This is a genomic window from Streptomyces sp. TRM70350 (genome assembly GCF_019219825.1).
In the GTDB taxonomy this organism is placed as follows: Bacteria; Actinomycetota; Actinomycetes; order Streptomycetales; family Streptomycetaceae; genus Streptomyces.
The window spans coordinates 54,632-80,703 of the sequence record NZ_JAHUXH010000014.1 but is presented as its reverse complement, the minus strand read 5'-3'; the positions used below and the strand labels follow the sequence as shown (position 1 = coordinate 80,703).

Annotated in this window: 22 protein-coding genes and 4 pseudogenes; 10 read left to right on the top strand and 16 right to left on the bottom strand. The window is 71.9% G+C overall.

Going from position 1 to position 26,072, the window contains the following annotated elements; translation table 11 throughout:
- Nucleotides 1–34: 34 nt before the first annotated feature.
- The 3 genes from KWI83_RS21835 to KWI83_RS21825 are packed head-to-tail and all read right to left on the bottom strand — an operon-like array spanning nt 35 to nt 2,795.
- Entirely contained in the window at nt 35–820 is a 786-nt protein-coding gene (locus KWI83_RS21835) for an RNA methyltransferase (protein WP_218516060.1), read from the bottom strand.
- Nucleotides 817–2,043, bottom strand: coding sequence for an HTTM domain-containing protein (locus KWI83_RS21830; protein WP_218516059.1), 1,227 nt, complete (start codon nt 2,041–2,043; stop codon nt 817–819). The genes KWI83_RS21835 and KWI83_RS21830 overlap by 4 nt, the downstream gene beginning before the upstream one ends.
- The gene (locus KWI83_RS21825; RefSeq protein ID WP_218516058.1) at nt 2,040–2,795 is read right to left on the bottom strand and encodes a DUF5819 family protein; all 756 of its coding nucleotides are present in this window, start codon (nt 2,793–2,795) and stop codon (nt 2,040–2,042) included. The genes KWI83_RS21830 and KWI83_RS21825 overlap by 4 nt, the downstream gene beginning before the upstream one ends.
- 238 nt (nt 2,796–3,033) lie before the next feature.
- Here KWI83_RS21825 and paaA point away from each other — a divergent pair, with 238 nt between their 5' ends.
- The 6 genes from paaA (at nt 3,034) to KWI83_RS21795 (ending at nt 7,873) form a co-directional block, all read left to right on the top strand.
- On the top strand, nt 3,034–4,041 hold the full coding sequence (paaA, locus tag KWI83_RS21820; protein WP_218516057.1) for a 1,2-phenylacetyl-CoA epoxidase subunit PaaA: 1,008 nt from the start codon (nt 3,034–3,036) through the stop codon (nt 4,039–4,041).
- Entirely contained in the window at nt 4,038–4,325 is a 288-nt protein-coding gene (paaB, locus tag KWI83_RS21815; RefSeq protein WP_073944895.1) for a 1,2-phenylacetyl-CoA epoxidase subunit PaaB, read from the top strand. Before paaA ends, paaB begins: the two co-directional genes overlap by 4 nt.
- Nucleotides 4,322–5,041, top strand: a complete 720-nt coding sequence (gene paaC / locus KWI83_RS21810) for a 1,2-phenylacetyl-CoA epoxidase subunit PaaC (RefSeq protein ID WP_218516056.1) — start codon at nt 4,322–4,324, stop codon at nt 5,039–5,041. The genes paaB and paaC overlap by 4 nt, the downstream gene beginning before the upstream one ends.
- A complete protein-coding gene (paaD, locus tag KWI83_RS21805) occupies nt 5,035–5,571 on the top strand; it encodes a 1,2-phenylacetyl-CoA epoxidase subunit PaaD (RefSeq protein WP_218516055.1) in 537 nt (178 codons plus the stop codon). Before paaC ends, paaD begins: the two co-directional genes overlap by 7 nt.
- Complete coding sequence (locus KWI83_RS21800) at nt 5,571–6,629, top strand: 2Fe-2S iron-sulfur cluster-binding protein (protein WP_218516054.1); 1,059 nt, start codon at nt 5,571–5,573, stop codon at nt 6,627–6,629. The genes paaD and KWI83_RS21800 overlap by 1 nt, the downstream gene beginning before the upstream one ends.
- Nucleotides 6,630–6,736: 107 nt before the next feature.
- Complete coding sequence (locus tag KWI83_RS21795; RefSeq protein ID WP_218516053.1) at nt 6,737–7,873, top strand: acyl-CoA dehydrogenase family protein; 1,137 nt, start codon at nt 6,737–6,739, stop codon at nt 7,871–7,873.
- A gap of 23 nt (nt 7,874–7,896) precedes the next feature.
- Here the strand turns inward: KWI83_RS21795 and KWI83_RS21790 are convergent, their stop codons facing one another.
- From KWI83_RS21790 to KWI83_RS40355, 6 genes and pseudogenes are all read right to left on the bottom strand, one after another.
- A complete protein-coding gene (locus KWI83_RS21790) occupies nt 7,897–8,241 on the bottom strand; it encodes a rhodanese-like domain-containing protein (protein WP_218516052.1) in 345 nt (114 codons plus the stop codon).
- Between the two features lie 35 nt (nt 8,242–8,276).
- The gene (locus KWI83_RS21785) at nt 8,277–9,125 is read right to left on the bottom strand and encodes a hypothetical protein (protein WP_218516051.1); all 849 of its coding nucleotides are present in this window, start codon (nt 9,123–9,125) and stop codon (nt 8,277–8,279) included.
- A 57-nt stretch (nt 9,126–9,182) separates the two neighbouring features.
- Complete coding sequence (locus KWI83_RS21780; RefSeq protein ID WP_218516050.1) at nt 9,183–10,655, bottom strand: DUF2252 domain-containing protein; 1,473 nt, start codon at nt 10,653–10,655, stop codon at nt 9,183–9,185.
- A 33-nt stretch (nt 10,656–10,688) separates the two neighbouring features.
- Nucleotides 10,689–11,328 (bottom strand): annotated as a pseudogene (locus tag KWI83_RS21775) (helix-turn-helix domain-containing protein).
- 22 nt (nt 11,329–11,350) lie between these two features.
- Nucleotides 11,351–11,614 (bottom strand): annotated as a pseudogene (locus KWI83_RS40360) (alcohol dehydrogenase); the annotation flags it as partial.
- A 28-nt stretch (nt 11,615–11,642) separates the two neighbouring features.
- Nucleotides 11,643–11,831: pseudogene (locus KWI83_RS40355) on the bottom strand (universal stress protein); the annotation flags it as partial.
- A gap of 139 nt (nt 11,832–11,970) precedes the next feature.
- Here KWI83_RS40355 and KWI83_RS38865 point away from each other — a divergent pair.
- Nucleotides 11,971–12,042: pseudogene (locus tag KWI83_RS38865) on the top strand (DNA-binding response regulator); the annotation flags it as partial.
- Between the two features lie 283 nt (nt 12,043–12,325).
- Here KWI83_RS38865 and KWI83_RS21760 read toward each other — a convergent pair.
- The 5 genes from KWI83_RS21760 to KWI83_RS21740 all read right to left on the bottom strand — a co-directional run bounded on the left by KWI83_RS21760 (nt 12,326) and on the right by KWI83_RS21740 (nt 17,312).
- Complete coding sequence (locus KWI83_RS21760; RefSeq protein WP_218516049.1) at nt 12,326–13,870, bottom strand: FtsX-like permease family protein; 1,545 nt, start codon at nt 13,868–13,870, stop codon at nt 12,326–12,328.
- The gene (locus KWI83_RS21755; protein WP_218516048.1) at nt 13,867–14,586 is read right to left on the bottom strand and encodes an ABC transporter ATP-binding protein; all 720 of its coding nucleotides are present in this window, start codon (nt 14,584–14,586) and stop codon (nt 13,867–13,869) included. The genes KWI83_RS21760 and KWI83_RS21755 overlap by 4 nt, the downstream gene beginning before the upstream one ends.
- A complete protein-coding gene (locus tag KWI83_RS21750; protein ID WP_218516047.1) occupies nt 14,583–15,119 on the bottom strand; it encodes a PadR family transcriptional regulator in 537 nt (178 codons plus the stop codon). The genes KWI83_RS21755 and KWI83_RS21750 overlap by 4 nt, the downstream gene beginning before the upstream one ends.
- Before the next feature lie 307 nt (nt 15,120–15,426).
- Complete coding sequence (locus KWI83_RS21745; RefSeq protein ID WP_218516046.1) at nt 15,427–16,080, bottom strand: response regulator transcription factor; 654 nt, start codon at nt 16,078–16,080, stop codon at nt 15,427–15,429.
- Complete coding sequence (locus tag KWI83_RS21740; RefSeq protein WP_218516045.1) at nt 16,077–17,312, bottom strand: histidine kinase; 1,236 nt, start codon at nt 17,310–17,312, stop codon at nt 16,077–16,079. Before KWI83_RS21740 ends, KWI83_RS21745 begins: the two co-directional genes overlap by 4 nt.
- A gap of 176 nt (nt 17,313–17,488) precedes the next feature.
- Here KWI83_RS21740 and KWI83_RS21735 point away from each other — a divergent pair, with 176 nt between their 5' ends.
- Nucleotides 17,489–18,112: a VanZ family protein gene (locus tag KWI83_RS21735; RefSeq protein ID WP_218516044.1), complete on the top strand. Its 624-nt coding sequence runs from the start codon at nt 17,489–17,491 to the stop codon at nt 18,110–18,112.
- 98 nt (nt 18,113–18,210) lie between these two features.
- Here KWI83_RS21735 and KWI83_RS21730 read toward each other — a convergent pair whose 3' ends face one another.
- A complete protein-coding gene (locus tag KWI83_RS21730; protein ID WP_218516043.1) occupies nt 18,211–20,196 on the bottom strand; it encodes a BTAD domain-containing putative transcriptional regulator in 1,986 nt (661 codons plus the stop codon).
- Nucleotides 20,197–20,325: 129 nt separating this feature from the next.
- Here KWI83_RS21730 and KWI83_RS21725 point away from each other — a divergent pair, with 129 nt between their 5' ends.
- Entirely contained in the window at nt 20,326–21,207 is an 882-nt protein-coding gene (locus KWI83_RS21725; RefSeq protein WP_308122128.1) for an alpha/beta hydrolase, read from the top strand.
- A 315-nt stretch (nt 21,208–21,522) separates the two neighbouring features.
- Nucleotides 21,523–24,396 (top strand): AAA family ATPase, encoded by a 2,874-nt coding sequence (locus KWI83_RS21720; RefSeq protein WP_218516041.1) that lies wholly within the window; start codon nt 21,523–21,525, stop codon nt 24,394–24,396.
- Here KWI83_RS21720 and KWI83_RS21715 read toward each other — a convergent pair.
- Nucleotides 24,359–25,861, bottom strand: coding sequence for an MFS transporter (locus KWI83_RS21715; RefSeq protein WP_218516040.1), 1,503 nt, complete (start codon nt 25,859–25,861; stop codon nt 24,359–24,361). The genes KWI83_RS21720 and KWI83_RS21715 overlap by 38 nt on opposite strands.
- Nucleotides 25,862–26,072: the final 211 nt, after the last annotated feature.

Here is a 26,072-nt window from a genome sequence, read left to right as displayed (position 1 = left end):
CGTCCGACCAGGGCGGGCATAGTGCAAGGACCCCTTAGTCCGCCGCGCCCCCGGTCGCGCTCCAGTGGTACAGCGTCATGGCCACGCTGGTCGCGAGGTTGTAGCTGGAGACCTGGGGGCGCATCGGCAACGCCACGAGATGGTTGGCACGCGCGCGTACAGCCGCGGACAGACCGCTGCGCTCCGAGCCGAACGCCAGCAGCGCGTCGTCCGGCAGCTTCAGGCCACGGATGTCCTCGCCCTCCGGGTCGAGGGCGAACAGCGGCCCGGGCGGCAGCTCGCCGACGTCCAGCCGCTCCACGGCGGTCGCGAAGTGCAGCCCGGCACCGCCCCGGACGACCGTGGGATGCCAGGGGTCGAGCGTGCCGGTCGTGACCACGCCGGTCGCCCCGAACCCGGCCGCCAGCCGGATCACTGCCCCGGCGTTGCCTAGGTTGCGCGGCTGGTCGAGGACCACGACGGGCGCGCTGCGGGGCGTGCGGGCCAGCGCCCGCAGATGGGCATCGCGGGACGGCCGTACGGCCAGGGCGGCCACGGCGGTGGGGTGCGGGCGCGGCACCAGGGAGGCGTACGTCGACTCCGGGACCTCGGTGAGCAGCGCGGCCAGCGTCTGCCGTACGTCCGGAGCGAGCTCGTCGGCGAGGGCGAGCGCGGCCTCGCGGTCGGCGGTGACCGCGAGGGGCACCTCGGCGCCGAAGCGCAGGGCGTGCTTGAGGGCGTGGAAGCCGTCGAGCAGCACGGAGGTGTCGGCGAGGCGGCGCCAGGCGCTCACCTGCTGCTGTGCGGAGCCGCCGGTGTCCCTGGCCGCGGGGTCGGTCATGCCGTGAAGCCTACGTGGGTCTGTTCGCTGTCCCCGGGGCGCTCGGCGGCGTCCGGCCTTCGCTGCGCCGGGACCTTGGGGCGACCGCGCCGGAACAGCCGCCCACGCGCGCGTGCCGCCCAGTCGCCCAGGCGGCGCAGGAACGACGTCGGCAGGAAGACCGCGTCCGCCGCGATCATCGCCAGCGAGAAGAAGGGCAGCCCGAGCACCACGGCGATCACGGCGTGCTCGGTGATCATGACGGCGAGCAGGACGCTCTTGACCCGCCGGTGGAGCAGGGTGAACGGGAAGGCGACCTGGACGATCACGGTCCCGTAGGTGATGAGCATGACCATGGTGCCGCTGGCGGACAGCAGGTCGGCCAGGGCGGGCCAGGGCGAGAAGTAGTCCAGGTGCAGGGGGTAGTAGACGGCGGTGCCGTCCTGCCAGCGGGAGCCCTGGATCTTGTACCAGCCGGCGGTGGCGTAGATCAGACACGCCTCGGCCATGATCACGAGCAGAGCGCCGTTGTGCAGGATGTTGGCGATCAGGTCGAGCAGGATCCGCGGCTGGCCGGTGCGTGTGAGGCGCCCGGCGAGCCACCACAGGGCCTGCCCCACCCACACGCCCCACAGCAGCGCAGGCACCAGCCAGTCGCCGTCCAGCCGACCCGCCGCGGTCACGGCGAACAGCGCCGACCCGAGCACGCCCCACAGCACCGGCCCGGTCCGGTCGGTGACCCGCTCCCCACGCGCGCGTGCCTCGTGTGCGCGCCGGGCGCGCCGCGCGTCCAGGGACCACACCTGGCCGCACCGCGTGAACACCAGGTAGATGCACATCAGGTGCAGGACGTTGTCACCGCCGTCGCCCATGAAGACGCTGCGGTTCTGCAGCGAGAGCACGCCGACCATGAAGAGCACGGACATGGTGCGGGTGCGCCAGCCCAGCATCAGCAGCAGGCTGGTGAGCACGCCGAGCGCGTAGACGGCCTCGAACCACAGCTGCCCGTCGGACCACATCAGGGCGGTGAAGGCGCCGTTCGCGCCGATCAGCTGCTCGGCGAGGTCCCAGCTCCACGGGCCGTCGGGGCCGTACAGCTCCTGGCGGTGCGGGATCTCGCGCAGCAGGAACAGCAGCCAGGTCGCGGCGAAGCCGATGCGGATCACGGCGGTCTGGTAGGGGCCGAGGGCGGACTCGGTGACCCGGGCGGTGCCACGGGAGACGGCCAGGGTGAAGCGGCTCACCGGACGCCTCCCTGGGCCTCGTCGCCGGGCACCGACCACCAGGGCAGCACCCGGTACACCGGCTTGAGCGATATCCGCTCCTCGCTCCACTCGGGCGGGCGGACGTTGGTGGTCCGCGAGCGGACCTGGACCCGCTCGACGACACCGCCCGGCCCGGCCGCGTTCGCGCGCTCCAGCCGCAGCACCACGATCCGGCGCAGATACGTCTCGCTCAGCGCGCCGCGCAGGCCCGAGGGGCGGTTGTCGCCGTCGTGGGTGGCGGTGAAGAAGTCCCAGGCGCGGCGCAGCTCGTTCTGCTGGGTGTGGCTCGGCAGCGGATTGCCGTCGATGGCCCTGCCGTCCTGCGCGGACAGGTCGTACCAGCCGGTGGTGCGGCTGCTGCCGTCACCCGTTCGGATCTGTGCGCGGACCTGAACGGAGATGTTCTGCTGCAGCGGGTTCGGCGCGAACAGCTTCCAGTTCTGCTCGAACTCCGGGTAGATCCATTCGTCGATCGCCTTGCCGTGCTGCTTGGTGACCGTGTTCGACGGCGCGACGTGCAGAAAGACCATCCCGATGTGCGCACAGACGGCGACCGCGACGACGGCGAGGGCCAGCGCGACGCCGACCTGGTAGCGCGGGGAGAGAGCGGCGACGCCGGTGCGGGGTACCGGCAGGGGCTCGCTCACACCGACAGGTGCGCCCTGCTCGTCCCGCCCGTGCGGAGCGCTCGCACCCCTGTCGTGCGTGTCCTTCGCGCCCTGCGCGTCCATTCCGCCCCGATTCCGATCCGTTCCGGTCCTTCTGCGCCGCGCCGCAGCCCCCTCGCACGCGAACGGTACTCAGGCCGACCCACCGGGCACAGCTCCTTCGATCAGCTCGTCCACAGCCACGCCGACGGGTTATCCACAGCGGTTGACACCTTACGGCGCCCGACCGACCATGGAATCGCACGAACCGAACGATCGGTCGGGCGCATCTCCGGGCAGACCCAAAGGTCGAGGGGGCCTCATGGCGACAGCAGCCGCGCAGAAGACGGATGACACGGCGTCGTACGACGGCAGGGACGGCACCGCCGCCACCGCTGGATACGAGCGCGCCTTCGACGCCGCCGTGGCCGCCGACGAGCGCATCGAGCCCCGCGACTGGATGCCCGACGCCTACCGGGCGACGCTGGTCCGGCAGATCGCCCAGCACGCGCACTCCGAGATCATCGGCATGCAGCCGGAGGCCAACTGGATCACCCGCGCGCCCTCCCTGCGCCGCAAGGCCATCCTGATGGCCAAGGTCCAGGACGAGGCCGGGCACGGGCTGTATCTGTACAGCGCGGCGGAGACGCTCGGCACCAGCCGCGACGAGCTGCTCGACAAGCTGCACAGCGGCCGCCAGAAGTACTCCTCGATCTTCAACTACCCCACGCTGACCTGGGCGGACGTCGGCGCGATCGGCTGGCTGGTGGACGGCGCCGCGATCACCAACCAGGTGCCGCTGTGCCGCTGCTCCTACGGCCCGTACGCACGCGCGATGGTCCGCATCTGCAAGGAGGAGTCCTTCCACCAGCGCCAGGGGTACGAGCTGCTGCTGGCCCTCAGCCGCGGCACCCCCGAGCAGCACGCGATGGCGCAGGACGCGGTGGACCGCTGGTGGTGGCCGTCGCTGATGATGTTCGGCCCGCCCGACGACGAGTCGCAGCACTCCGCGCAGTCGATGGCCTGGAAGATCAAACGGCATTCGAACGACGAGCTGCGCCAGCGCTTCGTCGACATCTGCGTCCCCCAGGCCGAGTCCCTCGGCCTGACCCTCCCCGACCCGGACCTCAAGTGGAACGAGGAGCGGGGGCACTACGACTTCGGGCCGATCGACTGGACGGAGTTCTGGGAGGTCCTCAAGGGCAACGGCCCGTGCAACGAGCAGCGCCTGACACAGCGCAAGCGGGCGCACGAAGAGGGCGCCTGGGTACGGGAGGCGGCCGCGGCGTACGCGGCCAAGCACAGCGAGACGGGAGCGACGCGCGCATGACGAACACCGACTGGCCCCTGTGGGAGGTCTTCGTGCGCTCACGCCGGGGCCTGTCCCACACCCACGCCGGCAGCCTGCACGCCCCGGACGCGGAGCTGGCCCTGCGCAACGCGCGCGATCTGTACACCCGACGCGGCGAGGGCGTCTCCATCTGGGTCGTGCCGTCCTCCGCCATCACGGCGTCCTCCCCCGACGAGAAGGACCCGTTCTTCGAACCGGCCGCGGACAAGCCCTACCGCCACCCGACGTTCTACGAGATCCCGGAGGGGGTGAAGCACCTGTGACGGCCACGGTTCCCACGACGGCCGCCCTCGCCCTGGGCGACGACGCCCTGGTGCTCTCCCACCGCCTGGGGGAGTGGGCCGGGCACGCCCCCGTGCTGGAGGAGGAGGTCGCCCTCGCCAACATCGCGCTGGACCTGCTCGGCCAGGCCCGGGTGCTGCTGTCGCTGGTCGGCGACGAGGACGAGCTGGCGTACCTGCGCGAGGAGCGCGCCTTCCGCAACCTCCAGCTGGTGGAGCAGCCGAACGGCGACTTCGCCCACACCATCGCCCGCCAGCTGTACTTCTCCACCTACCAGCACCTGCTCTACGCCGAACTGGCCACCGGCGACGGCCCCTTCGCCCCACTCGCCGCGAAGGCCGTCAAGGAGGTCGCCTACCACCGCGACCACGCCACGCAGTGGACCCTGCGGCTCGGCGACGGCACGGACGACAGCCATGAGCGGATGCGGCGGGCGTGCGAGGCGCTGTGGCGGTTCACCGGCGAGATGTTCCAGCCGGTTCAGGGCCTGGACGTGGACGGCGAGCAGCTGAAGGCGGCCTGGCTGGAGTCGGTCGGCGAGGTCCTGCACCGGGCCACGCTCACGCTGCCCGAGGGGCCGCAGTCCGGGGCGTGGAGCGCGGGCGCGGGTCGGCAGGGTGTGCACACCGAACCGTTCGGGCGGATGCTCGCCGAGATGCAGCATCTGCACCGCAGCCACCCGGGGGCGTCATGGTGACCACCACCGCCCTGGAAGAGGAACTCATCGCGATCGCCGGTTCGGTGCCCGACCCCGAGCTGCCCGTGCTCACCCTTCGGGAACTGGGCGTCCTGCGCGCGGTGCACCTGCGTGGTGAGGACGCGGTCGACGTCGAGCTGACCCCGACGTACACCGGCTGCCCCGCCATGGAGGCGATGTCCGCGGACATAGAACGGGCGCTGCACGAGCACGGCATACGGGAGGTCACCGTCCGCACGGTGCTGACGCCGGCCTGGTCGACCGACGACATCACGCCCGAAGGACGTCGCAAACTGCGGGAGTTCGGCATCGCACCACCCCGCGTGCGCACGCGGACCGAGCCGGTGCCGCTGGAGCTGGGCGCGACCCGCACGCTCACCGACGAGCCGAGCGCCGCGGAGGCCGTCCACTGCCCGCACTGCGGGTCCGCCGACACCGAGCTGCTGAGCCGTTTCTCCTCCACCGCGTGCAAGGCGCTGCGGCGCTGCCTGGCGTGCCGTGAACCGTTCGACCACTTCAAGGAGTTGTGATGGCCCGCTTCCACACGCTCCCGGTGACCGCGGTCGACCGGCTCACCGACGACTCCGTCGCCGTCACGCTCGCGGTCCCCGAGGAACTGCGCGAGGAGTACCGGTACGCACCCGGCCAGCACATCGCCCTGCGGCGAACCGTCGACGGCGTCGAGATCCGGCGGACGTACTCGATCTGCTCCCCGGCACCACAGGACGGCGAGGGACCGCGCGCCCTGCGGGTGGGGGTGCGGCTGGTGGAGGGCGGGGCCTTCTCGACGTACGCGCTGAAGGAGATCAACGTCGGCGACGAGCTGGAGGCGATGACCCCGGCCGGCCGCTTCACCCTCGACCCCGTGCCGGGGCTGTACGCCGCGATCGTCGGCGGCAGCGGGATCACCCCGGTGCTGTCGATCGCGACGACCCTGCTGGCGCGCGAGCCCGAGGCCCGGTTCTGCCTGATACGCAGCGACCGGACGTCCGCCTCGACGATGTTCCTGGAGGAGGTCGCCGATCTGAAGGACCGCTTTCCCGAGCGGTTCCAGCTGGTGACCGTGCTCTCCCGGGAGGAGCAGCAGGCGGGCCTGCCGTCCGGGCGGCTGGACCGCGAACGGCTGACGGGCCTGCTTCCGGCACTGCTGCCGGTGGCCGACGTCGCGGGGTGGTACCTGTGCGGGCCGTACGGGCTGGTGCAGGAGGCCGAGCGGGCGCTGCGCGGGCTGGGCGTGCCGCGCGGCCGGATCCACGAGGAGATCTTCCATGTGGACGCCGCTCCGGCCGCCGCCCCGTCGACGGCTCCCGCGCACAGCACGGTGACCGCGCGGCTCGACGGCCGCGGCGGGACCTGGCCGGTCCAGGACGGTGAGTCGCTGCTGGAGACGGTGCTGCGCAACCGCCCCGACGCGCCCTACGCCTGCAAGGGCGGGGTGTGCGGCACGTGCCGGGCCTTCCTGGTCTCCGGGGAGGTGCGCATGGACCGCAACTTCGCGCTGGAGCGGGAGGAGACGGAGGCGGGGTATGTGCTGGCGTGCCAGTCGCATCCGGTGACGGAGCAGGTGGAGCTGGATTTCGACCGCTAGGAGATCCTGGCCAGGGTGGCCCGTAGGTCGGGGGCGTTCCCTTCTCCTAGAACCTGTTCTATCTTGACGCTCCGCCAGATGGGCGGATCCGTCGGGAGGACAGGACCGTGGACTTCACCTTCACCGAGGAGCAGCAGGCGGCGGCCGAGGCGGCGCGGGGTGTGTTCGCCGATGTCGCGCCGGACGCGGTGCCGAGCCCCACGCTGACCAGGGGTGCCGTGGCCGACGACTTCGACCGCGCGCTGTGGGGCAGGCTCGCCGACGCGGATCTGCTGGGCCTGCTGCTCGAACCGGAGCACGGCGGGGCGGGCCTCGACGCCATCGCGCTGTGCCTGGTGCTGCGGGAGGCGGGGAAGGTGCTGGCACGGGTGCCGCTGCTGGAGAACAGCGCGGCGCTGGCGGCCCTACAGGCGTACGGCGGTGAGGAGCTGAAGTCCGCGGTGCTCGCCCGGGCGGGGCGGGGCGAGGTCGTGCTGACCGTCGCCGCGCAGGGGCGTACCGGCGGGCACGATCCCGCCGAACGTGCGGTGACCGCACGCCGGGACGGGGACGGCTGGGTCCTGGACGGGATGCAGACGGCGGTGCCGTGGGCGTACGACGCCGACTTCACCGTCGTACCGGCGCACACCGACGCCGACCGGAGCGTCCTCGCCCTCGTCCCACGGGGGCACGAAGGGGCCGAACTCGCCGAGCAGGTCGCGACGACCGGGGAGCGGCTCGGGGAGCTGCGGCTGGGGTCGGTGCGGGTGCCGCAGAAGTACGTCGTCGAGGGCGAGGGCGCCTGGGAGTGGCTGCGGGAGCTGCTGGCCACCGGGACGTGTGCGCTGGCCCTGGGGCTCGGGGAGCGGGTGCTGCGGATGACCGGCGAGTACACCGGGAAGCGGGAGCAGTTCGGGTACCCGGTCGCGACGTTCCAGGCCGTCGCCGTGCAGGCCGCCGATCGCTACATCGACCTGCGGGCGATGGAGGCCACGCTGTGGCAGGCGGCGTGGCGGATCGGCTCGGGGGCGCCGGGGGCGTTGCCGGCCGCCGGGGATGTGGCCGTCGCCAAGATCTGGGCGGCGGAGGGGGTACGGCGGGTGGTGCAGACGGCGCAGCATCTGCACGGGGGGTTCGGGGCGGACGTCGACTATCCGCTGCACCGGTACCACGCCTGGGCGAAGCACCTTGAGCTGTCGCTGGGACCGGCGGCGGCGCACGAGGAGGCGCTGGGGGATCTGCTGGCGGCGCATGCGGCGGGGTGAGGCCGACCCCATCCCGCACAGGCTCAGACCACGGCCCCCGGCTCCCCCGCGTCCGTGACCACCGGACGCCCGTTCGCCTCCCAGGCCTCCATGCCGCCGGCGACGTTCACGGCGTCGATGCCCCGCTGGTTGAGGTACATCGCAACCTGGGCCGAGCGGCCGCCGGAGCGGCAGATCACATGGACGCGGCCGTCCTGCGGGGCGGCCTCGGTCAGCTCGCCGTACCGGGCGACGAACTCACTCATGGGGATGTGCAGCGCCCCTGCGGCGTGACCCGCCTGCCACTCCTCGTCCTCGCGGACGTCCAGCAGAAAGTCGTCGTCCTTGAGGTCCGTGACCCCGACCGTGGGAACAGCTCCGAAGTTCATGCTCCCGACGCTACCCGAAGCGCCCGCGCTGCCGGTCAGCCCTGACCGATCAGCTCCGCCAGCTCGGCCTCGCGCCCCGCGACCTCCGCCAGCAGCTGCTCGGCGATCTCGTCGAGGAGGCGGTCCGGGTCGTCCGGCGCCAGCTTGAGCATGGAGCCGATGGCGCTGTTCTCCAGTTCCCGGGCGACGACCGTGAGCAGCTCCTTGCGCTGGGCGAGCCACTCCAGGCGGGCGTACAGCTCCTCGCTGCGGCTCGGGCGGCGCTCCTTTGGCACCGGTCCCGCCGCCCACTCCTCGGACAGCTCGCGCAGCTCCGCCTCGTCGCCCCGGGCGTAGGCGCTGTTCACGCGGGTGAGGAACTCCTCACGGCGCTTGCGCTCGCCCTCCTCCTGCGCGAGGTCGGGGTGGGCCTTGCGGGCAAGGTCGCGGTAGAGGCGGCGGGCCTCCTCGCTGGGGCGCACCCGCTGCGGGGGCCGTACCGGCTGCTCCGTGAGCATCGCGGCGGCCTCCGGGAACAGGCCGTCGCCGTCCATCCAGCCGTGGAACAGCTCCTCCACGGAGGGCATGGGCAGCACCCGGGCCCGCAGCTCCTGCGCTCGGCGCAGGTCCTCCGGGTCACCGGTGCGGGCCGCCTTGGCCTCGGCGATCCGCGCGTCCAGCTCTTCGAGGCGGGCGTACATCGGGCCGAGCTTCTGGTGGTGCAGCCGGGAGAAGTTCTCGATCTCGACGCGGAAGGTCTCCACCGCGATCTCGTACTCGATCAGCGCCTGCTCGGCCGCCCGCACGGCCCGTTCCAGCCGCTCTTCGGGCCGGGGCGCGCCGTCCTGGGGTGTCGCCCGCGTCTCACCGGCGACACCACCCTGCTCAGCATCCGGGGTCGTCACCCGACCAGCGTAGGCCACGGCCCGCGCGGCCCCCGATCACCGCCGCCGACCGGGGCTTCACACCCCCATCTCCGCCGCGACCCGCCCCGCCCGCACCGCCGCCACCAGCGCCGCGTGATCCGCCTCGGTGCGGTCGGCGTAGGCGACGGCGAACGTGGCCACCGCCTCGTCCAGTTCCTCGTTCTTGCCGCAGTAGCCGGAGATCAGGCGCGGGTCGGCGCTGTGGGAGTGGGCGCGGGCCAGGAGGGCGCCGGTCATGCGGGCGTAGTCGTCGAGCTGGTCCGTGGAGAGCGCCGCCGGGTCCACGCTGCCCTTGCGGTTGCGGAACTGGCGGACCTGGAAGGGACGGCCGTCGACCGTGGTCCAGCCGAGCAGGATGTCGCTGACGACCTGCATCCGCTTCTGGCCGAGGACCACCCGGCGCCCCTCGTGGTCGACGGACGGCGCCTCGAAACCGGCGGCCAGCAGATGCGGCAGCAGCGCCGAGCCGCGGGCCTCCTTCACCTGGAGTATCAGCGCCTCACCGCGGTGGTCCAGGAGCAGCACGACGTACGAACGCAGGCCCACGCTGCCCGTGCCCACGACGCGGAACGCCACGTCGTGCACCGCGTGCCGGGACAGCAGCGGCAGACGGTCCTCCGGCAGCGTCGTCAGATAGGCCTCCAGCGACGCCACCACCGCCGCCGCCTCCGCGTCCGGGACCCGGCGCAGCACCGGCGGCGCGTCCACGAACCGGCGTCCCCCCTCCTCGGTCGGCTCGGTCGACCGCGCCGCGAACCGCCCACTGGTGTTGGCCCGCGCCTTCTCCGAGACCCGCTCCAGCGTGCCGAGCAGGTCATGGGCGTCGGTGTGGGAGACCAGCTCCTCGTCCGCGATGGCGTTCCACGCGTCCAGCACCGGGAGCTTGGCCAGCAGCCGCATGGTGCGGCGGTAGGCGCCGGCGGCGTCATGGGCGGCCGCCCGGCAGGTGTCCTCGTCGGCCCCCGCCTCCCGGCCCGCGAGCACCAGGGAGGCGGCGAGCCGCTTGAGGTCCCACTCCCAGGGGCCGTGCACCGTCTCGTCGAAGTCGTTCAGGTCGATGATCAGGCCGCCGCGCGCGTCGCCGTACAGGCCGAAGTTCGCCGCGTGCGCGTCGCCGCAGATCTGGGCGCGGACGCGGGTCATCGGCGTGCGGGCGAGGTCGTACGCCATGAGGCCCGCCGAACCGCGCAGGAAGGCGAACGGGGTGGCCGCCATCCTGCCCACCCGTATCGGCGTCAGCCCCGGGATACGGCCCCGGTTCGACTCCTCGACCGCGGCCACCGCGTCCGGCCGTGAGCTGTCGAGGTCGAGGGTGGCGTGCGCCTGCCGCGGGATCCGCTCGCGCAGGGCCTTCCCCTCCGCCTTGGGCGAGCGCGCGCCCTGGCCGCTCCCCTCGGCGAAGCCCCGCACCCGCGGAATCCGCACCGTCCCGGAACCCGCACCCTGCACACCGCCGTGCACACCGACCTCGGTCACCACGACCGCCTCCCCCGTGACTCGCACGAACATCAACTCGTGCCGACCGTACAACCGGCCGCCGCATCACGTCAGACCCTGTGGACAACTCCTCGCCTGTGGAAAACGTGCTGAGCACCGACGGCGCACGGCCCATTGGCCCGCCCCGGACGTCACGCCGGCCCGCGCACGGCCGCGCACCAGCACGCTCCAGCCTTCGCTGAACGCCTCGTCGATGCGATCGACCTCGAATGCGACCTGCTGGCCGATCGCCTGTGCGGGCGTGGTGCCGGGCGCGGTCCGCAGGAGGATCGCGCCGTCGACGACGCTGTAGTCGACGGGCACGGCGACCGGTCCGGAGGGCATGGGCACGGCGAGGCGGCCCACCCCGTGCGTCGACAGCAGAGCGCGGCAGTCCTGCTCGGTCACCTCGGTGACCCGGGGTGTGCGGGCGGCTCGTCCGAGGCCGGGCGGCAGATCGCTGTCGCCGCCGGTCAAGTGGCCACACGGTGGTCCTCAGTGCTCCGGCCAGCCTGAGGAGGGCGGCGGCGTCCGGGGAAGCGGTCGGGTGCTCCTCCAAGTGCCGGAGGTAGGCCGTCGCCATGCCCGCGCGAGCGGCCGTCTCCTGCCGGCTCATGCCGAGTTCCGTGCGCCGCTGCGCGATCCGGCGCCCGAGGTCACCCACCGGGCCGACCTCCACGGCGTACGACGACGACTGTTCGGTCATCGCCCCTCACCTCTCTCGTTCTTCAGGCCGCCCGAGCGGGGACGACCTCGTGCTGCTCCTCGCCGAGCACGACCTTGAGCGCGCCGCTGTCGGCGGCCCGGGAGAAGACGTCGTACGCCTCCTCCATGCGCGTCAGCGGGAAGGTGTGCGTGACCAACTGCTCGGTGGGCAGCCGACCGGCGGCCGCCATCCGCAGCAGGGTGGGGGTGGAGTACGCGTCCACCAGGCCCGTAGTGATCGTCACGTTCTTGATCCACAGGTCTTCCAGGTGCAGGGTCGCGGGCCTCCTCGGTCCAGTGCTGATGCATCCAGTGCTGATGCGTCCAGTGCCGATGGGTCTCGGTACCGAGCGGCGGGGCCTGTGCCATGGGCTCCGGCACTGGCTCCCATACGTGGAGGAGTTTCAGCGGCAGGCAGCGCAGCTTCGCCTCGCGGGCCGCCCACTCGGCGGCGGCGCGGCTCTCGGGAGAGCCGTCGAGGCCCACGATGATCGTGCGAGTCATGCTTTCCACCTCCTGGACAGGGGCTGACAATTTCAGCGTCGCTTGCGGAGTCGTGACTGCGGAGGGGCCGCAGGTCCCCTGCCGGGGCCGACCGGCCCTACGGCAGGGCGGAATGCAGCGGACCAGAGCCGACTGGCATCCGGCGCTCCGCCCCGACGTGGCCGTTCTCGACGTAGGCCTACCGGACGGCGACGGCATCACCGTCTGCCGAGGAGCTGGACCCCGACCGGCCACCTGGCTCCGGCGGCATGGATCAACCCGGCCCCGGCACTGCGGCACCACGGCGAAAGGCCCCACCCGTGAGATAGCTCACGCGTCGGGGCCTGCCGTATGCCCTGGCCAGGCTGTGTGATGCCTCACAACGTCATGGAAACGAGAAACGGGCCCCTGCCGTGACTTCCGTCACCTGCAGAGACCCGTTCCGTCGGTTTCTCTCTCCGGTCCTTGATCCACACCTTCCCCTTGCGGCCGGTTCCCCGCATGCGCGACTCGGCTCACTGCACGCGCAGCTCCGTGGCCCGCGTGTTCAAGCGGAGGAAGAGCAGACCGACGAGGGTGATCGCGACAGTGGCGGCGACGGCTCCGCCGGCGAGCAGGGCGAGCCGGTCCCAGGGGACGTGTACGGTGACCGGCACCTTCTGCGCCGTGAGCAGCACGGTGTGTGCCTGCTCGTAGGCGGGGTCCTGACAGGCGTCGGCCGGATCGCCCGGCAGCGGTGCGCAGCGGCGCACCTCCATCCGCGCGGCTTCGCGGGCGTCCGGTACGGCGAAGCGCGGCAGCAGCGCGCCCACGGTCACCGACAGGGCGACCGCGGGAACGACGGGCGTGAGGACCTGCCAGCCGAGCGCGCGGGCGAGGATGCCCCGCGGGGTGCCGGCGGCGACGAGGGAGGTGAGTGTGCGCCTTCTGGCCGCGACACCGTCGACGAGCGCCACCAGCAGGCCCATGGCGGCGATCGCCATCGCCACCAGAACGGCGTATCCCACCAATGCGTAGGCGCGCTCGTAGAAGCCCGTGCCGGACGGGTCGTACCGTTCACCGAGGAGCCGTGCGAACCGTCGCGTGTTCTCCTCCTGGGCCGCGACCGTTGCCACGGTCAGCGCGGAGAGTCCGGCGGCTGCGGACCCGGCGATGAGCGCGACCAACATCGCGGAGAAGGTACGGCTGCCGGACCACGGGTCGGCCATCAGCCGCCTGCCGGCCAGGAGCGCGGCGGGACGACGGGCGAAACGGTGCAGCACCCGGCCGACGGTGTACGCGATCCAGCCGGTTCCCGACACGACGCCGACGCTGACGGTGAGGACACCGACCGCGATCAGTCCTCCGATGACCAGCAGGGGCACGTCGTCGTTCCGCGGATGGTCGGTGAAGTACCGGTGGACCGGTTCGACGAGCGCGCACGCTCCGAGACCCGCGAGGACGAGCACGCCCGGCGTCCTGCTCGGGCGGCCGCGCGAGATGCCGCGGACCACGCCGAGCGGGGTGAGCGTCACGCGGCGCAGGGTGAGCACCGCCAGCAGTGTGACGAACATCGGCACACCCGCGGCGATGCCAGTCATCAATGCGGGCCCGGGCAGGACGTCCGTCGGCAGGGACCGGCGCCCGTCGGCACCGGGTGCGTCGAGCAGCACACGGCCGAGGAAGTACACGCAGTAGCCCGTCGCGACACCGAAGGCGGACGCGAGGGCAGTCTCGGCCGCCGCGATCCGGACCACCTGGCGCGGTGTCGCTCCCGCCATCCGCATCGCCGCGAGCCGGCGCTCCCTGCCGGGGGCGCCGAGTCGGCTGCACTGCGCGACGAACGCCAGGACCGGAATGGTCAGCAGCAGCATCCCGAACGCGACACCCGGGCGCAGCCCTTCGTCGTTGAGCAGGTCGTTGGTGTACGCGGCCGCGTGCGTTTCGGTCACGGCGAGGACCGTTGCCGCGGCAAGCAGGGTGAGTGTGCCGAGCGCGGCGCCGAATGCCGTCAGTGCGATGCGGGTCCGGTCCGCCCGGCCGCCGGCCAGAGCGAGCCGGAGCGTGGTGAGCGGGCTCACCGGGATATCTCCGCGGTGCCGGCGGAAAGCGCTGTGCCCGCACCGAGCAGAGCGAAGTCGCTGGCTTCCACCGCTCCGTCGCGCAGCCTGATCTCCCGGTCCGCGTACGCGGCGACCGTGGCGTCGTGCGTGACGAGCACGACGGTGGTGCGCTGGGTGTGGGCGGCCTGGACCATGTGCTGCAGGACGGCCTCGCTCGCGAGGGTGTCGAGTGCACCGGTCGGCTCGTCGGCGAAGAGGATTTTCGGCTCGGTGACCAGGGCGCGGGCGAGAGCGACCCGCTGCTGTTGCCCGCCGGACATCTCACCGGGCAGCCTGTCCGCCAGTTCGGCCACCCCGAGCCGGTCGAGCCACTCGAGTGCCGTCGCCGCCGCCCGGCGCCGACGGACACCGCCGAGCAGCAGCGGCAACGCCACGTTCTCCGCCGCGGACAGCTCCATGACGAGCTGGCCGAACTGGAACAGCACCCCGAAGTCCGTACGCCGCATGGCCGAGCGCTGGGACTCGCTCCACTCGTCGACACGCCTGCCCTGGTACCGGACGGCACCGGTGTCCGGGCTCAGGATGCCCGCCAGGATGTGTAACAGCGTCGACTTGCCGCACCCGCTCGGTCCGGTGACGGCGACGATCTCGCCCTCCCGCATGCCGACCGAGATGCCGCGCAGAGCCTGTGTCGGCCCGTAGGCCTTCACCACGTCACGGGCTTCGATGATCATTGGTGCACCTCCTGGTGCAGGTCGGTGACGCGGTCCACGGCGGTCTGCATCCACCGCAGATCCGCGTCGAGGTGAGCGATCGCCAGGTCGGCGGCCAGAAGGTGGGCGATGGGCAGCGTTCCGGAGGATTTCGCCGCTGTGAGTGCGCGCATCCGTGCGAGGTGGGCGGCCCGCTGTGTGGCGAGGTGGCGGCGGGCGGTCGCCTCGTCCGCCACCAGCAAGGTGATCACGACCTTGGCCAGCAGCTCGTTCGACAGGTGGGGCGCCGGCGGTTCGATCCGCGAGATCCATGCGGCCAGCGCTTCCCGCCCGCGGTCGGTGACCTCGTACACCGTGCGGTCAGGGCCTCCCACACGGTCGTGCCCGGCCTCGGCGGCCAGGCCGTCGCGGTCCAGGCGCTTGAGGGTCGCGTACACCTGCCCGAAGGGAAGCGGCTTGGCACCCGGCAGGTGCGTGTCGTGGGCGTGCTTCAACTCGTACCCGTGCATGGCGCGCGGGGTGAGCAGACCGAGGAGGACATGGGGCGTGGACACGGCAGCAACTATTCACTGAGAGAATAGAAGTGTCAACCGTTTCCGTCGTCGGTGCACTGCCGGGCGGGTGTGGCGCACCAGGGGCGCCACTCACAAACGCCCTCGGCTCCTCGGACCGAACGCCGGGAACGGTGCGCTCACCACGACGTCCAGGGACGGCTTGCGTTCGTCGCCGGGCGAGCACCAGGACGCCCTTCCCCCGACCCACGATCTGGTCGCCCTCCCGCCCACACTCGCCCGCTGGGCCTGGGCGGAGGCGGCGCAGTACGCGCCGCAGGGGGTACCGGCCTGCGTCCCGCGTCGCGGATCAGCTGTTCATCAGGCCTGACTCCCACGCCCAGGCTGCGATCTCCACTCGGTTGCGCGCCTCGATCTTGTTCTGGATCCGCGTCAGGTGCGTCTTGACCGTGCCGACGGTGATGTGGAGGCGAGCCGCCACCTCGGCGTTGGTCAGCCCCCTGGCGACGAGCGTGACCACCTCGGTCTCCCGGGCAGACAACTCGGCCCCCGGAGCAGCCGCCGGGGCGGCCGCCGACGTACGGAAATGGCGCAGCAGCCGCACCGTGATGGCCGGACTGATCAGTGCCTCCCCGGACGCCGCGGCCCGCACCGCCTCGACCAGCAGGGCGGGGCCGGAGTCCTTGAGTAGGAAACCGCAGGCACCACCGAGCAGCGCACGGTGGACGTACTCCTCGTCGCGGAACGTCGTCACGACGATCACCTGCGGCGGCTCGGCCGCGCCCGGCCGCCGCAGCAGCCGCAGTGCTTCCAGGCCGTCGAGCCGGGGCATCCGGATGTCCATCAGCACGACGTCCGGGCGGTGGCGGGCGGTGAGTTCCACGGCCTGGACCCCGTCCACCGCCTCGGCGACGACCTCGATGTCGTCCTCCGCTGCGAGGATCAGGCCGAAACCGGTGCGGACCATCGCCTGGTCGTCCGCGAGCAGCACGCGAATGGTCACACGGTCTCTCTCTGTGTCCGGTCGTGGCCCTGGCCGGGTGCCGCGGGACCGGACGCATTCGTAGGTGCGGTGCCGGTCGGCAGGACTGCCTCGACCAGCCAGCCTTCCCGGGCGGCCGGGCCCGAGCGCAGCGTTCCGCCGATCATCGCGACGCGTTCTTCCAGGCCTCTGAGGCCGAAGCGCCCGCCGGTGCTCCGGTGCCGACCGCCGTCGTTGCTCACCCGTATCCGTACGGTGTCCTCGGTGTGGGTCAGCGAGACCTCGACACTGGTGCAATGGCGGGCGTGCTTGCGGACATTGGTGAGGGCCTCCATCACCACGTGGTGCGCGGTGGTGGCGACCTCTGCCGGCAGCGGGCCGGGCTCGCCCTCTTCGACCAACTCCGTCCGGGCACCCGGCAGCTCGAACCGCTCGACCAGCCGGCGTACGGCACCCCCGAGGTCGGCGACCGGCCGCGGGCCGACCCTGTCGTCCGGCTCGCGCAGCATCCCGACCATGCGGTGCATCGACTCCAGCGCCTCGGTCCCCGCCTGCTCGATCCGCTCCAGCGCGGGCGGCAGGAGTTCCGGTTTCTTCGCCGCGACGGCACCGGCGCCCTGCGCCAGCACGACGATGCCGGTCACATGGTGGGCCACGAAGTCGTGCAGGTCCCGGGCGAACTCGGTGCGCTGACGCAGCTGGAGCGCGGTTTCCCGGCGGCGCCGGTCCGCGGCGACGAGGCGGGCGGCCAGCCCTGCCCCCACCACTGCGAAGGCGATCAGCGCGAGGAAGAGGGACACGGCGACGACCGTGTCGCGCACACCGCCGGCCAGCGGGCGCAGCACTACCGCTGCGAGCAGCGCGGGGGCGGTCACCGTCACCGCGACGGGCGTGGCCCGCCAGGTGACGAAGCCCAGCACGACGACGAGCGCGACGGGCTCGGTGAACGCGTACCCGTCGAGGCCGGTGAAGCGGTCGCCGTCCGAGGAGTCCATGGCGTGGACCGCGGAAGCGACGCCGAGCGAGGCAAGGGCAGCGGCCATGGCGGCGACAGGCAGGACGTTCGCCTTCAGGTGCGGGGCGAGGAGGGCCACCAGCACGGCGAGCAGCGCGGCCTCCAGCGGCGGAGCCCCGAACCCCGTGACGCTGAACGCACCCCACCGGTGGTCCAGTAGGCCAAGCGTGCCCAGCGGTACTGCCAGGGAGATCGTCCACGCCAGGACGCGCGACCACGAGCTGCAGCGGACGATCACACCGGCGAGCCTAACAAGGCGGTGCGGGGTGCGGCCTCCGTCCACGGTAGGTCGTCGCGGTCTGCCGAAAGTCGTAACGGGCGGCCGCGGAACCTGTCCTGCGGAAGATCCGCGAGGGTGTGCGAGGCGGTGACACTCGGGGCGAGACGACGGCAACGGGCTGTCACGACAGGGAAGTGTTCACACGCATGGTCAATCTCGACTTCACGGTTTCCGCGGCCATGGTGCTGGTGCCCGCACTGGTCCTCTTCGCCGTCCTGGTTCTGTTGCGTGCCCGCGCCGGCAGCCCCGGCTGGACCGGCCGGCATGCACTGCTGCGGCTGGGCGGCGCTCTCTACGCGGCGGCGGTCCTCCAGCTGACAATCTTCCCGCTGCACGTGGCGTTCGGGACGTACGCCAACCAGACCCCCTGGTACGAGATGGTCCAGTGGGTGCCGCTGATCATCGCGGACTTCAGCTTCGTCCCCAATGTGATCATGATGCTGCCGCTGGGGGCGCTGCTGCCCCTGATGTCCGTCCGCGTGTCCTCCCCGGGGCGGGCCGCTCTGGCCGGTGCCGGGATCAGCCTGGCCATCGAGCTGACGCAGATGCTGTCGTACATCCTGTTCAGCAACGGCCGCTCCGTGGACATCAACGACGTCATCGCCAACACCCTCGGCACGGTCCTGGGCTTCCTCGCCCTGCGGTGGGTCGCCCGGGCGCGGTCGCTGGCCGGGCTGGTGCAGGAGCTCGCCCTGCCCGCCGCGCGCCCGGCCGGCATCCCCGCCACCGGACACGGGCACGCCGGGCCGGCGTCCTGACCGATGACGTCCAGAAAGGCGCACCAGCGGGGCCCTGACGTCCGCCCCTGACCACGTGCCAGGTGAGAGCCGCGCAGCCGGATCCGCATGCGAGCACGTCAGTCGAGCGCATCGGTGATGGCGGTGAGCCACCCGTCCACAGGACCGAGGGTGATCAGGCCGCTGCCCGCACCTGCGAGTTCGCCCGCGGCCGGCAGCAGGCGGGTATGGAGTCGCTCAAGCGCGACCCGGTCACCGAGTTCCAGTGCGACTGCTGCCTCCAGGCAGCACAGCGCCTCGTACGTCAGGTCCGCGGGCGGCTCCGGCAAGGCGCGCAGCATCCCCCGGGCTTCGGCGCGGCGGCCGGTGCGCAGCGGAACGAAGGCCTCGGCCCAGGGGCGGTACGGGCCCCAGTCCGCATCCGCGTCGACGTGTTTGGCTGCTGCCGCTGCCGACGTACTGCCGTCGGCCAGGCGCAGGCACAGCTGCGCGAGGGGCAGCAGGCCGTGCTCGACGCCGGGCATGCCGGCACCGTCCAGCCGTGCGGCAGCCGCCCGGTACGCGGCCTCCGCCTGTGCGGTCTGCCCGGAAGCAGTCAGACGCAGCGCCCGGTACCACTGGGTGAAGACGCTCGCCAGCGGCCGTTCATGGCGCTCGGCCAGCCAGTCCGCGGCGGCGGCGTGCTCGTCGGCCGCCGGGAAGTCGCCGAGCGCGCTGCGCGCCTGCACTTGGATCAGGTGGCCGAGCACTTCGAAGGTCACCAGGCCGTGGCGGATGGCCAGCGCGACCAGCTCCGCGCCGAGCGCATCCCGTCTCGGCGCGAGCCCGGCCCGGGTGCAGGACTGCATGAAGGCCCCGTTGAGGGCGAACGCCAGCAGCGTGGGATCGTCCAGGCGCCGGGCGATCTCCTCCGCCTCGCCTGCGGCCTGCGGGCCGCGTGCGGAGCGGGTGCCGCGCATCTCCAGTGCGACCGTGGCCAGCAGGCGGCAGCGCGCCGCCTCGTGTGAGCCACCGCGCGGCAAGGCGGCCAGGGTGCGCTCGGCGGCCGCGACGATCTGCTGCGCCTGCTGCGGGTTGTCATTGCGGGTCCAGATCGCCGGGACGTCGTAGGCACCGATCACGCGGGCGGTCAGCTCCGGGTCGTCGAGCTCTTCCGCCGCGGTGATGGCAGCCAGGCGGTGTTCCTGGGCCGCCTGCAGCCCGCTGCCTCCGGTGACCGCGAGATTGCGGATCAGTCCGACCGTCGCATCCAGCCGGGCCCGCGGGCCTGCGGCGACCGTGCGGTCGTAGGCCGCGGCCGCCCGTGTCCACAGCCGGGCCGCCGCCGTCGTCGGTTCGTCCGGCAGGTCGAGGCGCGGGTCCTGGGTGAGGATGTCCGTCTCCAGTCGGCGCAGCTCCAGGCCGGGGTCCAGGCCCAGCTCGTCGGCCAGTATGGTCCGGGCCCGGCGCAGCACCGCGAGTGCATCCGCCTGCCGCCCCGCACGGTAGAGCGCCAGGGCCAGCAGCCGCCAGGCCTCCTCACGCCAGGGATGCTCGGCCAGGTGGGCATCCAGGTCTGGTACCGCCTCGGCGGCCAGCCCGAGGGCCAGCCGGGCCTGCGCCTGCTGCTCCACTGCTTGCAGCCGCAGCTCGGCCAAGCGGGAGCGCTCCACGCGTGCCCAGTTCTCCTGGACGAACTCCGCGTACGCCGGGCCACGCCACATGTCCAGCGCGGCCTGCAGTTGTTCCAGCGCCCGCGTGGGCGGCAGCTTCGCGGCGGCACCGACGGCCGCCTCGAACCGCCAGGCGTCCACGGCATCCGGTGCTGCCCGCAGCGCGTACCCGGGGCCCTCGGTGACCAGCAGACGGGCCGGGGCCCGGGCCGGGCGGTCCGGCTCCAGGACGCGGCGCAGCGCGGCGACGAAGGTCTGTACGGCACCCACGGCGCCTGGACCGGGCTCTTCCCAGAGGTCCTCCACGAGGTGGGCGAGCGGAACCACGCGTCGGCGCGCCGTGATCAGCCGAGCGAGCACTGCCCGGTGCCGCGGCCCCTTCAGCCCGAGAACGCCACCGGCCGCATCCCACGCGACCACTGGCCCGAGCACACCGAAGGTGATCCGCTCCATCCCCGCCTCCCGACCTTGCCCTGCCCGCCTGCCACGGTACGCGCTGATCGGATGCTGATTCGCGCGCGGCAAACTCGATCGTGTCCGCCGACTGCGGACCCTCCCAATACCCGACGAAAGCAGCACACCGTGGCAACACCGACCATCCCTGGCTTCGACTACCAGCGCGTCCAGGTCGCCGACGGCATAGCCCTCAACGCCGCCGTCGGCGGCTCGGGCAGCCCGATCGTGCTCCTGCACGGCTTCCCTCAGACCCACCTGATGTGGCGACACGTCGCCGCCGACCTCGCGGCGGACCACACGGTCATCTGCCCCGACCTGCGCGGCTACGGCGCGAGCGACAAGCCCGCCGAGACCGGCCCGGACGTGTACTCCAAGCGAACCATGGCCGCCGACATCGTCGCCCTGGCCCGCGCACTCGGCCACGAGCGGTTCGCACTGGCAGGCCACGACCGCGGCGCCCTGGTCGCCTTCCGCGCCGGACTCGACCATCCCACCGCCATCACCCACCTGGCCTGCCTCGACGTTCTTCCGACCCTCGACATGTGGCAGGTGATGCGCGGAACGAAAGCCGCCATCGGGTTCCACCTCTACCTCATGGCCCAGCCCCCGGGCCTGCCCGAGCAGATGATCGCGGCCGCACCGGACGCCTTCTTCGGCCATTTCCTCGACATCTGGACCCGCGACCCCGAGGCCATTCCCGCTGACATCCGCGCCGCTTACCTGGATGCCTGCCGCGACGCGGTGCCCTCGATCGTGGCCGACTACCGCGCCTCCGCCGAGATCGACGTCGACCACGACCAGGCCGACAGGAACTCCGGCAGCCAACTGGAGATGCCGGTCACCGTGCTCCAGCAGGACTGGGGCGCCGCCCTCGGCTTCGACGCCCGGGCACTGTGGTCCGCCTGGGCACCGAAGCTGGCCCACACGACCGTCAGCTGCGGTCACTTCATGGCCGAAGAAGCCCCCGAGCAGATCGCCTCGGAGCTCCGCAAGCTCGTGGTCCGCTGAGCACGCGGCACTGACGGCGCCCGGAGCGATTTACCCGCAGATTCTGACGGCAGATGGAGGGAGTTTTCAGGTCCTGCAGCGGCAACCCGACTCATGACAGCATCACGCATTTCAAGATCATCAGTCCGGTCTCCGACTTCCTCACCGCATTACAGGTTTACCGTCTCATGGCACGCAGCGACTACGGCAGTACGCTTTCTGTTGAAGCCGTGTCGGAGATGGGTAAAGCGGTGGGACAGCGGTCAAATGATGACGAGCGCAGGAGACACCACTCGTAGACCCTGGATACCCCCTGTGCGGCGGGGGAACCCGACGATGTCGTTGGGCCTCCCGACTCATCTTGTCGGACGCGAGGCCGAACTGGCGGTGCTGCGAGACGCCATCGCACAGCTGCGAACCGGCACCGGCGGCGTGGTCCTGGTCGAGGGTGAACCCGGCATCGGCAAGTCGTCACTGGTCGCCGCGGCGGCCGCGGCCGGCCAGGAGTCCGGCTGTACGGTGCTGCACGGCACCGCGGATCAGGCAGCGCACCCGTTGCCGCTGCGATTGCTGTGCGACTGCCTGGAGATCACGCAGCGCGCGAACGATGCCCGCCGCGCCGAGATGCTGCGCTTCGCGCGCGCCGAGCGGCCCGACCTCCTCGTGAGCAGCGCCGTGCACGCCGCGATGATCGAGATGCTCCTCACCCTGGTCGAGGAGGACTGCGCGACCGCGCCGACGATGATGGTGCTCGACGACGTGCAGTGGGCCGACGACGCGTCGCTGGACGTGTGCCGACGCCTGGCATCGACCGCCGCGCACCTGCCGTTGTTGTTGGTCCTGTCCTTCCGGCCGGTGCCCCGCGGATCGGGGATGCGGCAGCTGCGCGCCGCGCTGCGCGGCCACGCCACGACAACGATCTCGTTGGGGCCCCTCGGCCCGGACGCGATCCGCGATCTGCTGTCCGATGTCGCCGGTGCGCCGCCGGGTCCCGCGCTGGTCGAGCTTGCCGCTCAGGCCAGCGGCAATCCCCTGTATGTGCGGGAGCTGGTCGAGTCCCTGGTGCGTGAAGGCGTCGTGACGGTCGGCGAGCGTGCCGATTTGCGGGAGACCTCGCTGTGCACCGTCCGGAGGTCGCTGGCTGCGGCGTTGGACAGTCGGCTGAGCTTCGTGCGGGCCGACGCGCTCGACATGCTGCGGGTGGCCGCGCTGCTCGGCCGGGAGTTCGCGGTCGGGGAGGTGGCAGCGGTCCTGGGCCGGTCCACCATCGACATCTCCGATGATCTCCAGGAGGCGGTCGCAGCCGGGATCCTCGTCGATGCCGGTCAGCGGGTGGCGTTCCGGCATCCGCTGATCCGCCAGGCGCTGTACGACGGCATGCCGACGGCGCTGCGCGTTGCGCTGCACCAGGACGCGGCCCGGGCGCTGGACGGTATCGGCGGTGTCGAGCCCCAACGGGTGGCGCAGCAACTGCTGGAGTCGGGCCGCGTCGGCGACCGCTGGGCCCGGCGCTGGCTCGCCCGTACCGCGCCGGTGCTGGCGGTCAGGGCCCCGCGCCTCGCGGCCGAGCTGCTGGACCGGGAACTGGAACACGGGGTCGCGGACCAGCGTGACCGTGCCGCGTTGAGCGCGGCTCTTGCCCAGATCCTGGTCGGCGCGGGCGAGTACGAGAACGCCGCGGGCCGTGCCCGGCAGGCCCTGGCGGTGTCGGGAGAGCCGGCCGACCGCGGGCGGATGTACTGGGTGCTGGCCCGCGCGCTGTTCAGCGGCGGTGATAACGACGCGGCGGTCGCAACGCTGGATCAGGCATTGGAGGAAGATCTGCCCGACGCCTGGCGCGCCCGGTTGCTCGGCTCGTTGGCGATGTTCCAGCGGGCCGGATCGGGCGCGCTGGAAGCCGCGGACGCCACCGCGCGCCGCGCACTGGAGATCGGCGAGAGTGCTGGAGACACGTTCGCCATCGCGTACGCGCTCACCGATCTGTGGCTCACCCATTCCGTACAGCGGCAACACCTGTCCGCGCTCGACTGCGTGAACCGGGCCCTGGAGACACTGAACGCCACCGACGACCACGTGGACCTGCGGTGCTATGCACTGCATGCCCGGATCTTCACCCTGCAGAACCTGAGCCGGTGGTCGGACGCCGAGGCAGCCCTTCGGGAGGCGCGGCAGTTCCTGCTCGACGACGACCGGACCGATGACGCCAGGTTCAGCGTCACCGCCGCAGTCCTCACCTACTGGCTGGGCCAGTGGGACGACACGCTGGCGGAGCTCGAATCGGTCGACCAGAGCGTCTCCGCGATGACCTACCGGGGTCTGCGCGAGCGCGGCCCCATGTGGCTGTGGCACGGCTTGGCCGCCCTCATCGCCGTCCGCCGGGACGATCGCGCCGCGGCCGAGGGGCACCTGCGCGCCGGGCTGCGTCAGCCACCGGTCACGGTCGCCGATCGGGAGAACACCGACTTCCTGCTGTTCGCGCGGGCGCTCTCCGCCGAGCAGAAGGGGGACCCGCACCTGGCCCTCTCGCACCTCGGCGGTCTCCTCACCCGGGAGCCGGGCGAGATGACGCTGATCCACCAGTGGCTGCCCACGGTTGTCCGCCTGGCACTCGCCGTGGACGACGACTCCGCCGCCGCGGCCGCGCTGGCCGCCTGCCGGGCCGAGGCAGCCACCGAGCAGGTCCCGGCCCGGGCCACGGCCGCCGCCGACTGGTGCACAGGACTCTACGAGCGCGATCCGGCGCCGTTGCGGTCGGCGATGGAGCACTACCGGGCCGTCGGCGTGCCGGTGGAGCTGGCGGGAACGCTGGAGGACCTGGCCGTCGTCCTCGTCGAACACGGGATCACGGGCGAGTCCAAGCGCATGATCGGCGAAGCGCTCGACCTCTACGGCGGATTCGGCGCGGTCTGGGACATCCGCCGTGCCGAAGCGCGGCTGCGCCGGTACGGGATCCGCAGCGGCGTGCGCGGGGCCCGGACCAAGCGGCCCGCGCACGGCTGGGACGCTCTGACCACGACCGAGCACAAGATCGCCCTCCTGGTCGCGGCCGGCAATTCCACATCCGACATCGCACAGAGCATGTTCCTCACCCGGCGCACCACACAGACGCACATCTCCCACATCCTCGCCAAGCTCGGCTTGCGCAGCCGCGTGGAGATCGCCCGGGAGGCCTTCAACCGCGATCCCGCAGCCATTCCCACCGATCTCTGACACCAACCGCTGTCAGGTCGCGGCGACCAGGCGTCGGCGCCGGTGAGCATCTGACGTCGGTGGTGGTCCGGGCGGCGTGCGCTGACCCGTGGACACGGATCAGCGCACCTTCCTGATGGGGATGACGGCCAGGGCGCCGACCACACAGACCGCGGCGGCGACGCCGAGCAGCAGGTGGTATTCGCGGCCGCCCGCGGTGTTGACCAGCAGCGCGCCGATGGCTGGAGCGATGGACTGCGGTGCGGCATTGGCGATGTTGAACACGCCGAGGTCCTTGGCCGAGTCCTCCGGATCGGGCAGGACGTCGAGGACGAGGGCGAGGTCCACGCCCGCGTAGACGCCGAAGCCGAGGGCCGAGGACTGCTTCGGCGGCGTAGAAGCCGGCTGCGGAGTGAGTCGTGATCAACATGGCCGTGCCGATGCCGAAGACGAGCGCCGAGAACCCGACGAAGACCTTGCGGCGCCGCAAGCGGTCGGACAGCCATCCGGCCAGCTGGCCAGCAGCCATCAGGACTACGGTGTAGACCAGCACGCCGGTGGCCATGACGGACACCGCCCGGTCGTCCGACAGCCCCAGCTGGTCCTGGAGGAACAGCAGTCGGAAGGTGGTGAACATGAACATCGCCAGGATCACCATGAAGCGGGAGACGAAGGCCCAGGCGAAGTCCGGGTGCTTGCGGGGGTTCACCCAGAACGTCCTGAGCACCGTACGAAGGCCGCCTCCGGACGGCGGACGCTGCGGCAGCGGCTTGTCGGGGAGGACGATCACGTACAGCACGACCAGGACGAGCCCGACCGCTGCCGGAACCATGAACAGCAGGAGCATGTCCGTGCCGAGGACCCTCGCCGCGTAGGCGGCGCCGAGGATGGCCAGGTTCTGCATGACGCCGATCAGGCCGGCGACCTTGCCCCGCTGGAAGACCGGTATCTGGTCGGCAACTGACGCGGTGAACGCGGCAAGGGCCGCGTTGGCGAACATCTGGCTCAGGAACCAGGCGACGGCGACGACCGCCAGACTCTGCGCGGTTGCTATGACGGCGAGGCCGAGGGTCAGTCCCAGGGCGCCGATCACCAGCCATGGCCTGCGTCGGCCGAACCGGCCTGTCGTCCGGTCGCTGATCCGGCCGAAGACCGGGTTGGCGAGGAACGCGGCCAGTGCGCCGAGGCTGCTGACCATGCCGAGCGCGGAGACCTCGTCGTCTTTGGGGACGATGTCCTGCACCTTGATGGCCAGGCTGGAGAAGACCGGGGTGAGCAGGGCCAGGAAGAGTCCCAGTTGCGCCAGGGCCATCGTGGTGACGACCCAGGGGCGGGCGCTGCGCTCGGGCGGGGGGCGTTGCTCCGTGTACGGAGGAGCATGGTCGGGGCGGGGAGGAGTGGTGGTCATGCGACCGCCTTCGTGCTGGAGACGCGAACGGGGATGCGGCGAGAGGCGTCTCGAAAAAGCGCTGACACAGCTACTCACACGTGGTACCGACACGTGTGAGTAGCGGCAAAGGTAAGCGCGGGCCGGTGCGTAGGCAAGGGACGGACGGGGGCTTCTTGATGAGAAGCGGCACACCCGGTGGAGGGTGACGAGCACCGGGGTCGCCCGTGAGACCGGAGTCTCCCGTACCGCCTCTCAGCAGCCATTCACGCCCACCCGTGACGCCGACCGCTGTCATTTGACAGATGTC

What these genes read in the sequence shown, in the direction of transcription:
- KWI83_RS21825 (WP_218516058.1), bottom strand. Translation starts at nt 2,795, where the DNA reads ATGGACGCGCAGGGCGCGAAGGACACGCACGACAGGGGTGCGAGCGCT.
- KWI83_RS21780 (WP_218516050.1), bottom strand. Translation starts at nt 10,655, where the DNA reads ATGTTCGTGCGAGTCACGGGGGAGGCGGTCGTGGTGACCGAGGTCGGT.
- KWI83_RS21835 (WP_218516060.1), bottom strand. Translation starts at nt 820, where the DNA reads ATGACCGACCCCGCGGCCAGGGACACCGGCGGCTCCGCACAGCAGCAG.
- KWI83_RS21790 (WP_218516052.1), bottom strand. Translation starts at nt 8,241, where the DNA reads ATGAACTTCGGAGCTGTTCCCACGGTCGGGGTCACGGACCTCAAGGAC.
- KWI83_RS21800 (WP_218516054.1), top strand. Translation starts at nt 5,571, where the DNA reads ATGGCCCGCTTCCACACGCTCCCGGTGACCGCGGTCGACCGGCTCACC.
- KWI83_RS21720 (WP_218516041.1), top strand. Translation starts at nt 21,523, where the DNA reads ATGTCGTTGGGCCTCCCGACTCATCTTGTCGGACGCGAGGCCGAACTG.
- paaB (WP_073944895.1), top strand. Translation starts at nt 4,038, where the DNA reads ATGACGAACACCGACTGGCCCCTGTGGGAGGTCTTCGTGCGCTCACGC.
- KWI83_RS21730 (WP_218516043.1), bottom strand. Translation starts at nt 20,196, where the DNA reads ATGGAGCGGATCACCTTCGGTGTGCTCGGGCCAGTGGTCGCGTGGGAT.
- KWI83_RS21755 (WP_218516048.1), bottom strand. Translation starts at nt 14,586, where the DNA reads ATGATCATCGAAGCCCGTGACGTGGTGAAGGCCTACGGGCCGACACAG.
- paaA (WP_218516057.1), top strand. Translation starts at nt 3,034, where the DNA reads ATGGCGACAGCAGCCGCGCAGAAGACGGATGACACGGCGTCGTACGAC.
- paaD (WP_218516055.1), top strand. Translation starts at nt 5,035, where the DNA reads ATGGTGACCACCACCGCCCTGGAAGAGGAACTCATCGCGATCGCCGGT.